The organism is Streptomyces sp. WAC04114 (assembly GCF_019733245.1).
In the GTDB taxonomy this organism is placed as follows: Bacteria; Actinomycetota; Actinomycetes; order Streptomycetales; family Streptomycetaceae; genus Streptomyces; species Streptomyces massasporeus_A.
The window spans coordinates 1-9,579 of record NZ_JAIGQA010000246.1 but is presented as its reverse complement, the minus strand read 5'-3'; the positions used below and the strand labels follow the sequence as shown (position 1 = coordinate 9,579).

At 70.0% G+C, this 9,579-nt stretch carries 6 protein-coding genes and 3 pseudogenes; 7 read left to right on the top strand and 2 right to left on the bottom strand.

Annotated features, from left to right (window positions below):
• The 7 genes and pseudogenes from K4G64_RS36350 to K4G64_RS40810 all read left to right on the top strand — a co-directional run.
• A partial coding sequence (locus tag K4G64_RS36350; protein ID WP_221760154.1) for a carbohydrate ABC transporter permease occupies nucleotides 1-880 on the top strand: 880 nt, incomplete at its 5' end.
• Nucleotides 877-1,155: a hypothetical protein gene (locus K4G64_RS41595; protein ID WP_374206495.1), complete on the top strand. Its 279-nt coding sequence runs from the start codon at nucleotides 877-879 to the stop codon at nucleotides 1,153-1,155. The genes K4G64_RS36350 and K4G64_RS41595, both read left to right, overlap by 4 nt.
• Complete coding sequence (locus K4G64_RS36340) at nucleotides 1,152-2,351, top strand: Gfo/Idh/MocA family protein (protein WP_221760153.1); 1,200 nt, start codon at nucleotides 1,152-1,154, stop codon at nucleotides 2,349-2,351. Before K4G64_RS41595 ends, K4G64_RS36340 begins: the two co-directional genes overlap by 4 nt.
• Nucleotides 2,348-2,857: pseudogene (locus K4G64_RS36335) on the top strand (DUF6807 family protein); the annotation flags it as partial. The gene K4G64_RS36340 and the pseudogene K4G64_RS36335, both read left to right, overlap by 4 nt.
• Before the next feature lie 73 nt (nucleotides 2,858-2,930).
• Nucleotides 2,931-4,295 carry a sugar ABC transporter substrate-binding protein gene (locus K4G64_RS36330; RefSeq protein ID WP_221760152.1) on the top strand — a complete coding sequence of 455 codons (1,365 nt, stop codon included), beginning with the start codon at nucleotides 2,931-2,933 and terminating at the stop codon, nucleotides 4,293-4,295.
• Nucleotides 4,296-4,472: 177 nt separating this feature from the next.
• The gene (locus tag K4G64_RS36325) at nucleotides 4,473-5,783 is read left to right on the top strand and encodes a polysaccharide lyase family 1 protein (protein WP_221760151.1); all 1,311 of its coding nucleotides are present in this window, start codon (nucleotides 4,473-4,475) and stop codon (nucleotides 5,781-5,783) included.
• A gap of 125 nt (nucleotides 5,784-5,908) precedes the next feature.
• Nucleotides 5,909-6,112, top strand: a pseudogene (locus K4G64_RS40810) (pectin esterase); the annotation flags it as partial.
• A 31-nt stretch (nucleotides 6,113-6,143) separates the two neighbouring features.
• Here K4G64_RS40810 and K4G64_RS36320 read toward each other — a convergent pair.
• Together K4G64_RS36320 and K4G64_RS36315 are read right to left on the bottom strand one after the other, a co-directional pair.
• A complete protein-coding gene (locus K4G64_RS36320; RefSeq protein WP_221760150.1) occupies nucleotides 6,144-8,360 on the bottom strand; it encodes a family 43 glycosylhydrolase in 2,217 nt (738 codons plus the stop codon).
• Nucleotides 8,361-9,044: 684 nt separating this feature from the next.
• A pseudogene (locus K4G64_RS36315) lies at nucleotides 9,045-9,579 on the bottom strand (hypothetical protein); the annotation flags it as partial.

Sequence of the window (9,579 nt, the reverse complement as noted above, 5' to 3'; positions counted from 1 at the left end):
GGCCGCGCCCGCCCCCGCGCGCTCCACCGCCGAGCCGCCGAGCCGCCCCGCGCGCAAGAAGCACCGGGCCTGGGACGAGGCACCCCGCTGGCAGATCTACCTGCCCCTGGGCATCTACCTGGTCTTCACCCTCATCCCCTTCTACTGGATCCTGCTGTTCTCGCTGCGCCCGGCCGGCTCGACCTCGCTCGTGCCCTGGCCGATCACCTTCGACCACTTCGAGAAGGTCTGGACGGACCGCAGCTTCGGCACCTACTTCACCAACAGCGTGCTCGTCGGCGTCGCCACCCTGCTCATGACGACCCTCGTCGCGCTGGCCGGCGGCTACGCCCTCGCCCGCTTCGACTTCAAGGTCAAGCGCGGGTTCATGCTGGCGCTGCTGTGCTCCCAGTTCGTACCGGGCGCGCTGCTGCTGGTGCCGCTGTTCGAGATCTTCGCCGAACTCCGGATGATCAACTCGCTGGGCAGTGTCATCCTCGCCGAGACGGTCTTCCAGCTGCCCCTGTCGATGATCCTGATCAGCAACTTCATCAAGAACGTGCCGTACTCCCTGGAGGAGGCGGCCTGGGTCGACGGCTGCAACCGTATGACGGCCTTTCGTATCGTGGTGCTGCCGCTGCTGAGGCCCGGTCTGATCGCCGTCGGCTCGTTCGCCTTCGTCCACTCCTGGAACCACTTCCTGTTCGCCCTGATGTTCCTGAACAACCAGGACAAGCAGACGATCCCCGTGGGCCTCAACTCCCTGATGAGCGCCGACAGCGTCGATCTGGGCGCGCTCGCCGCGGGCGGCATCATCGCGGCCGTCCCGGTGGTGATCGTGTTCGCCTTCATCCAGAAGTGGCTGATCACCGGGTTCAGCGCGGGGGCGGTGAAGGGATGAGATCGCTTCAGGTGGCCCTGGCGGGCTTGATGCCGGGCGTTCTCGGCAATCCCGCCCAGGCCCAGACCCGCGACATCGGCCGCGACACCCTCCCGGCGAACGACGGCTGGGCCGCGTACGGCCCGGGCACCACCGGCGGCGCCGCCGACGCGGAACACGTCTTCACCGTCACCGACCGCGCCGGCCTCGTCCGCGCCCTCGACGGCCCGATCGACAGCGCCGCGGCGGCCGGCCGGGCGGTGGCCCGCGGCGCGGGTGCGGGGAGGATCCGATGACCGGTCGCATGATCGACACCATGAGCGAATCCCCGAGCACGCCCCTGCCCGTCGTCCTCGCCGGGGCCCGCGGTCACGGCCGCTGGCACGTCGAGAACATCCGCCGCCTGCAGCGCAAGGGCATCGTCCGGCTCGTCGGGATCTGCGAGCTGACACCGCTGACCGAGAAGGAACTGGGCGACCTGGGCACCCCCGAGCAGTCCGCCGACTTCGGTGAACTGCTGGACGCCACCGGCGCCCGGGTCGCGGTGATCTGCACCCCGATCCCGACCCACACCGACCTCGCCCTCACGGCGGCCGAGCGGGGGGTGCACCTCCTCCTGGAGAAGCCGCCCGCCCCCTCCTACGCCGAGTTCCGCCGGATGGCCGACGGGGTCGCCGCGGCCGGAGTCGTCTGCCAGATCGGCTTCCAGTCTCTGGGCTCGCACGCCCTGACGGCCGTCCGCGAGCTGATCGACCAGGGCGCGATCGGGAACCTGGTCGGGCTCGGCGGGGCCGGTGCCTGGGTCCGGGACGAGGACTACTTCCGGCGGGCGCCCTGGGCGGGCAAGCGGCGGCTGAACGGCGTCGACGTGATCGACGGGGCGCTGACCAACCCCCTCGCCCACGCCGTCGCCACCGCCCTCGCCCTGGGCGGCAGCACCCGCGCCGAACACGTCACCGGCATCGAGACCGAGCTGCTGCGCGCCAATGCCATCGAGTCCGACGACACCTCCTGCGTCCGCGTCACCACCGCGCAGGGCCACCCGGTGACCGTCGCCGCGACGCTGTGCGCCGAGGAGTCGGATGAGCCGTACGTCCTCGTGCACGGCAGCAGCGGCCGGATCACCTTCTGGTACAAGCAGGACCGGGTGCTGCTCCAGCGCGCGGGGCACGGCCCGCAGGAGTCCGAGCACGGCCGCACCGACCTGCTGGAGAACCTCGTCGACCACCTCACCACCGGCGCGGACCTGCTGGTTCCGCCGGACGAGACCGGCGCCTTCATGAAGGTCGTGGAGGCCATCCGCACCGCCCCCGACCCGGCGCCGCTGCCGGACACCGCCTGGCACCGGATCCCCGGCGAGAACCGCCGGGTGGTGCCCGGCATCGACGGACTCGTCGCGGCCGCCGCCGACACCCTCTCGCTCTACTCCGAGCTCGGCGCCCCCTGGGCCCTGTCCGCGGAGCACCTGTCGAACGAGGTGAGCCCCCGATGACCAGCAACGACACCACGGTCCAGCGCGTCGCGGGCCGACCGGTCGGCCGGTACGTCACCCGGCCCGAGCTGCCCGCCCGTCTCTCCCCGCGCCCCTGTCTGCACCCCGTCACCACCCTGGCCGGCACGGCCGTGACCGAACTCGCCCCGGCCGACCACGCGCACCACCTCGGCGTCGGTGTCGCCGTTCCCGACGTCGAGGGGTTCAACTTCTGGGGCGGGCGCGCCTACGTCCGCGACCAGGGCCCGACCGAGCTCGACAACCACGGCTCGCGGCGGCACATCGCCTTCCAGCTGCGCGACCCCGACGCCTTCGTGGAGGAGCTGCGATGGGTGGGCGCGGGCGGCGAGCTGCTGCGCGAGCGGCGTACGGTCGCCGCCACCGAACTCACCGACCAGGCCTGGGCGCTGGACCTCACCTTCTCCCTCACCAACGTCACCAGGGGCCCGCTGTCGATCGGCAGCCCCGCGACCAACGGGCGCCCGGGCGCGGCCGCCGACGGCTGGGCGTCGCACACTCACCGCTGACCCACCCCCACACCCTCAAGTTTCGCTGGATCCAGAAGAAGAGAGCCGACCAATGAAGATCAGCAATCACACCGGCAGCAGAGGCGGGCGCCGCCGCACCTCGGCCGCCGTCGCCCTGGGGGCCGTCCTCGCGCTGACCGCGACCGCCTGCGGCGACGACGGCAGCGGGGCGGGCGGCGACAAGGGCGCCGACGGAAGCGGCAAGGGCAAGATCGTCTTCTGGGACAACAACGGCGGTGTCCGCACCGAGATCTGGAAGGAGGTCATCGCCGACTTCGAGAAGGCCAACCCCGACATCAAGGTCGAGTACGTCGGGATCGCCTCGACGGAGTACCAGTCGAAGGTCGACACCGCCCTCCAGGGCGGCGGCCTGCCGGACGTCGGCGGCGTGGGCGCGGCGATGCTCGCCGGGTTCGCCGCGCAGGGCGCGCTGGAACCGCTCGACGAGCGGCTCGGCTCGTCGTCGCTGAGCGGCAAGCTCAACAAGGACATGGTCGAGTCGCTGAAGGCGGCCGGCGGCGGGGACGACAAGCTGTACTCGATCCCGACCTCCGCGAACAACGGTGTGCTGTACTACCGCACCGATCTGTTCAAGAAGGCGGGGCTCGAGGAGCCGACCACGTGGGAGCGGTTCTACGAGGCCGCCGAGAAGCTGACGAACTCGGGCGAGAACGAGTTCGGTTACACCATTCGCGGTGGCGCGGGTGCCATCGCGCAGGCGCTGGACGCCATGTACGGGCAGTCCGGCATCACGTCGTTCTGGGACTCCAGTGGTGAGAAGACCACGGTCAACGACCCCAAGAACGTGGCTGCGCTGGAGAAGTACGCGGCCCTGTACAAGAAGGTCACTCCGGCCGCCGACCTCAACAACGACTTCACGAAGATGGTCGCGCAGTGGGACTCCGGCACGATCGGAATGCTGAACCACAACCTGGGGTCGTACCAGGACCATGTGAAGGCGCTCGGGGTCGACAGGTTCCGGGGCATTCCGCAGCCGATCGGTGACGGCGGCAAGCGGGTTCAGGTGTCCAACCCCGTTGACGGGCTGGGGCTGTTCAAGAGCGGCAAGAACAAGGACGCGGCCTGGAAGTTCATCGAGTTCGCCACGTCCAGGGCGGAGAACTCGAAGTTCAACGAGGCGGCGGGGCAGGTGCCGTCGAACACGGACGCGGCGAAGGACGCGTGGATCTCGAAGGCCGAGCCGACGAAGCTGGCCGCTGACGCGTTGTCGGACGGGTCGACGACGATCGTGCAGCTGCCGTATTACCTGCCGGACTGGAACACGATCTCCAAGGCCGACAACGAGCCGAACTTCCAGAAGGTGCTGCTCGGGAAGATGAGCGCGAAGGAATTTCTGGACACGATGGCCGAGCAGCTGAACGCCGCGAAGGAGGAATGGAACCAGCAGAAGGGGTGAGTTTCTGCTGGGTTTCGCCGTGGGGCGGCCTGTGGTGTTCAGGCTGCCGGCCGTCTCTGGCTTGTCGCGCCGTTCCCCGCGCCCCCAGGTGAGTGACCAACACGCCCTTGAAAGGGGACTCCGCGTGTCCCCGTAGCCCGGCGCCACCCCCGGACGAAGAAGGAAGAGAGCCGCACCATGAACGTTCAGAGGTGTCATGATCATGCCATTGCGAGAGTGGCCGTGCTCGTCGGCTGCACCGCGCTCGTGCTGTCCCTGAGCGGCACCGGCGCGCAGGCCCAGCCCCGGGACGTAGCCCGCCGGACCCTCGCCGCGAACGACGGATGGGCCTCCTACGGCTCCGGGACCACGGGCGGTTCCCAGGCGGACGCCGCTCACGTCTACACCGTCACCACCTGGGAGCAGTTCCGCGCCGCCCTGAAGGACGGCGGATCCGCACCGAAGATCATCAAGGTCAAGGGCGTGATCGACGCCGTCTCCGAGGGCTGCGACGCGTTCGCCGCCGCCGGGTACGACCTCCAGAAGTACCTCTCCGCCTACGGCCCCGCCGTCTGGGGCCACGACAAGCCGGTCAGCGGCGAGCAGGAGGACCTGAGGGCCGCGTCGGCAGCCGCGCAGGACAAGACCATCAAGGCGAACGTGCCCGCCAACACCACCATCGTCGGTGTGGGCGAGGGCTCCGGGATCCGCGGCGGCAGCCTGCAGATCAAGGGCGTGGACAACGTCATCGTCCGCAACCTCGCCTTCGAGGCCCCGATCGACTGCTTTCCGCAGTGGGACCCGACCGACGACGACAAGACCGGCGCCTGGAACTCCGAGTACGACGGCGTGGTGGTGTACGGCTCCACCCATGTGTGGATCGACCACAACACGCTCACCGACGGCCGCTACCCCGACAGCGGCCTGCCGACCTACTTCGGCAAGGTCTACCAGCAGCACGACGGCCTGCTCGACATCGTGCGCGGCGCCAATCACGTGACGGTGTCCTGGAATTCCTTCGAGGACCACGACAAGACCATGCTGATCGGCAACAGCGACGGTGCCGGAGCCGACGACACGGGCAAACTCAAGGTCACCCTGCACCACAACCGTTTCGAGGGCATCGTCGAGCGGGCCCCGCGCGTGCGCTTCGGCCAGGTCGACGCGTACAACAACCACTTCGTGGTCACCGAGGACCAGCCGTATGCCTACACCTTCGGCATCGGCGCGTCCTCGCAGCTGCACGCCACGGACAACGCCTTCTCGCTGCCCGTCGGGGTCGGCGCCGGCAAGACCCTGAAGAAGTGGAACGAGGCACCGCTCACCGCCGAGAACAACTACGTCAACGGCAAGCGGACCGATCTCATCGCCGTGCACAACGCGGAGATCCCCGGCGAGATCCTGAAGTCCGGCGCGGGCTGGAAGCCGATCCTGCGCACGAAGGTCGACTCACCGAAGGCCGTGCCGAAGATCGTCGACCGGCAGGCCGGCGCCGGCCGGATCTGCTGACGCCCCGGACACCGGCCGGGGCGGCCCGCACCGCATCCCTCACGGGGGTGCGCCCGCCCCGGCTCCTCCCGCAGTGACACCGAAGGAGCACCCGCACGCCCCTGTCCAGAAGACGATTCCTGACGATGAGCGCCGGAGCGGGCGCCGCGCCCGGCGCGTCCCCGGCCCCCGCGCGGGCCGCCGGCCGCCCCCGCCCGTTCGGCCGGTACGGTTCACCGGCCGCGCGCCTGACGCCCGGGACGCTGTACGTCCACCCGGGCGGCGCCGGTGACGTCACCACCGTCCGGGACGCGGTGGCCGCGGCGAACGAGCCCGGGCACGCCCCAGGCCGTCAGCCGGCTCGACGACGTCCTGTGCGACTCACCGCCGGACCGGCTTGATCCCCTCCAGCGTCGGCACCACGGGCTTGATGGTGCCGTCGGCCGCGAACTCCATGCGGTCGACGGTGGTCTCGCGGTGCATGCCGTCGCCGCCCGGCAGGCCGGGACCGCCCAGGGCGAAGCGGTGGTAGACCATGTACCAGTCGTCGGTGCCGGGGGTGTTCACCACCGAGTGGTGGCCGGTGGCGAGGATGCCGTACTCGGGCCGCTTCTGAAGGATCGTCCCGCGCTTGGTCCACGGGCCGAGCGGGGAGGGTCCCGTCGCGTACGCCACGTGGTAGTTCTCGCTGCGGGTGTCGTCCTCCGACCACATGAAGTAGTACGTGCCCTTCCGCTTGATGACGAAGGAGCCCTCGCGGAAGTTGTCCGGGGTGATGTCCTGCACCTTCGACGCGTCGAAGGACACCATGTCGTCGTTCAGCGGCACCACGTACCCGCGGCCGTTGCCCCAGTACAGGTAGGCCTGGCCGTCGTCGTCGGTGAAGACCGCCGGGTCGATCATCTGGCCCTCGAGCGAACCGCCCTTGGCCACCAGCGGCTTGCCGAGCGCGTCCTTGAACGGGCCGGCGGGGGAGTCGGCGACCGCCACACCGATCTGCTGCTCGGCGCAGAAGTAGAAGTAGTACCTGCCGTTCCGCTCGGCGATCGCGGGCGCCCAGGCGTTCTTGTCGGCCCAGCTCACGTCCGGCCCGAGGTCGAGGATGACGCCGTGGTCCTTCCAGTTCACCAGGTCCTTCGACGAGTACGCCTTGAACCTGGTGCCGCTCCAGCCCTGGAAGCCGTCCGTGGTCGGGTAGATCCAGTACCGGCCGTTCAGGTAGTGCACATCGGGGTCGGCGTTCAGGCCCGGCAGGACCGGACTGCGGGTGCGCACCGCCTCGACCGTCCAGGTGCGCTTCGTCCCGTCGGCGGCCGTGACCGTGTACTTCTGCGGCGTGCGGAAGTCGCGGCGGGTGCCGGACTTCGGGCTGAGCTTCGCGTCCTCACCGACCCACAGCTTCGGGGCGAGGTCGCGCAGACCGGCGTCCGGGTCCATGGGCAGGACGACCTTCGAGGCGCTGTCCGTGACGATCGCGTAGCCCTTCTGGTGCTTCGCCGTCACGTCCACGACCGAGGTGGACGTCGACGGATACGCGGCCAGCAGGCGGTCGTACTCCTGCTGCGTCACCGGCAGGACCGTGCCGTGCCGGGGGCTCGCCGGGAGCTGGTAGTTCGTGGACGGGGTCCACTGGCCGGAGGCGAGGTCGGTGGTCTCGAAGGGGACGTAGCCGCGGCCGCCGTACTCGTCGATGAACAGGTACCACTTCTTCTCGGTGTTCGACTTGAACACCGTCGGGCCCTCGCCGCGGTCCATCGCGCCCTTGCCGATGCAGTCGGCCACGAAGTCGTACCTGGTCGAGGTCAGGGAGGTGGACTTCTCCCCGGTGATGAACTTCGAGCAGGGGCTGGAGGAGCCGGGGTCGCGCTCGTCCTTGGTGTAGCGGTAGTACTCGTCCTCGTACTTCACGACCGTGGAGTCGATCACCGAGTAGCCCGGGTCGTTCCAGACCTTCGGCTCGCTGAAGGTGCGGAAGTCCTTGGTGGTCGCGTACAGCATCTTGTTGTACGTGTCGCCCTTGTGGTCCGGGTCGTCGTCGGCGTACAGCTTCGACGCCCAGAAGACGACGTAGGCGTCGAGCTCGTCGTCCCAGTAGGCCTCCGGGGCCCAGGTGTTGCCCGCGCTGTCCGGGGAGACCTTCACCAGGCGCTGGTCGGTCCAGTGGACCAGGTCGGTGGACTCCCAGACCATGATCGACTTGCTGCCGTGCCGCTGTACCTGGTCCCAGCTGCCGCTGGAGTTCCGGTACATCCGCAGATCGGTGGCGATCAGATAGAACTTGTCGCCCTCGGGGGAGCGGATGACGAACGGGTCGCGCAGGCCCTTCTCGCCGGTCGTGGACGTCAGTACCGGCTTCCCGGCGTTCAGCTCACGCCAGTGCAGCGGGTCGTTGCCGCGGCTGAGGGCGTAGCGGATCTGCTCGCCGTCGGCGGTGCCCTCACCGGTGAAGTAGGCGAAGAGGTAACCGGCGTACTCGCTGTGCTTCACGGGTGGGGCTCCGGGGTCTGCGGTGCTGGGCGGTGCGCCGAGGAGGGTCAGCAGGAGGCCGGTCAGGGCCAGGAAGGGGAGCAGGAGCGTGCGGGCGATGCGGGAGCTCATGACACTTCCTGTCGGAGTGTGGGGGATTCTGTTGGATGAGCGGCCTTCGGAGTCTCACCGGAGGGGCGCGGGGCGTCAACGGGTGTGCGTGAGCTCGGTGGCTCCGAAACTTTCGGAACGTCGAGGTCATGGGCGCACGCGACGGCGGCGACCCTTTCCGCCGGCGGCGACTGGTGGATGGAAACGGGCCGGAGCGGGCCCCTCAGGTCGACGGACGCGACCCCCGCCCACGGAGCACGCCGGGCGAACGGCTCCCTGCCCGCGACGACGTTCCTGACGACCGGCTCCACGGCCATCGGCTCGGCGATGGACTGGGACCGCGCCCCCGTCGGTACGACGACGCCCCCGCCGGTGCGAAACGGCGGGGGCGTCCTGCCGACCGGCCGAGGGGGGCTCGGCCGGTACCGTCCGGCCGTCCGGAGGGGGGCTCCGGAGGGCCGAGGTGCCGGGAGGTCCGGCTGGGGGGCCGGACACCCGGCGTTCCGGTCCGCCCTCGTCCCCCCTTGGGCCGACCGGAGTCACAGGGGGGCGGGTCCTACTGGTAACTGATGTCGGACGCCTTGAACGTGCGGCTCTTGCCGTCCGGGCCGGGCGCGTCAGCTCCTTGGGTTCCTTGCCGGTGGTGACTCTTGCGCGTTGTGGTGGTCACCGGTGAGGAAAGGGTTGCCGCTCTCCAGGAATTTTTCACGAGTCGCCGTCACCGTCGTCGACCGCCTCGAAGCCGCCGCCCACCGCCAGTTGTCGCGAAGCGGCGGTGGCCGTCACCGAGTAGGCGTCCTTCCCCGCGTCGCGGTCGCCGCGGGCGTGGTCGAACTGCCCGGCGAACACCCACTCGCCCGCCGGCACCGTACGGCCCTCCTTGAGGGTCCAGGTGTAGACGAGGAAGCCGTCCCGCTCGGTGACCGCGAGGGTGAAGTCGTTCTCGGGCAGGGAGCGCCAGGCGCCCGCGTTCGAGACCCCGCCGGTCTGCGCGACCTTCAACCGCACGGTCAGCGCGGTCAATTGCCCACGGGTCTTGAGGGTGATGTTGCTCTGCGCCCAGAAGTCGTTGCTGTGCGGGTCGACCGAGCCGTCCGACCGGAGCGGACCGTCCTCGGTGGCGGCGGGCGGCCGCTCGGTGGCCGGGGCGCTCGGCTTCCTCGACGGCGGCGGGCCGGACTCGCGGCGCTCGGGCGACCGGCTCGGCGTCGGCTCCACCGGAGCCGGGGGTGCGGGGGGA

What these genes read in the sequence shown, in the direction of transcription:
- K4G64_RS36320 (WP_221760150.1), bottom strand. Translation starts at nt 8,360, where the DNA reads ATGAGCTCCCGCATCGCCCGCACGCTCCTGCTCCCCTTCCTGGCCCTG.
- K4G64_RS41595 (WP_374206495.1), top strand. Translation starts at nt 877, where the DNA reads ATGAGATCGCTTCAGGTGGCCCTGGCGGGCTTGATGCCGGGCGTTCTC.
- K4G64_RS36330 (WP_221760152.1), top strand. Translation starts at nt 2,931, where the DNA reads ATGAAGATCAGCAATCACACCGGCAGCAGAGGCGGGCGCCGCCGCACC.
- K4G64_RS36340 (WP_221760153.1), top strand. Translation starts at nt 1,152, where the DNA reads ATGACCGGTCGCATGATCGACACCATGAGCGAATCCCCGAGCACGCCC.
- K4G64_RS36325 (WP_221760151.1), top strand. Translation starts at nt 4,473, where the DNA reads ATGAACGTTCAGAGGTGTCATGATCATGCCATTGCGAGAGTGGCCGTG.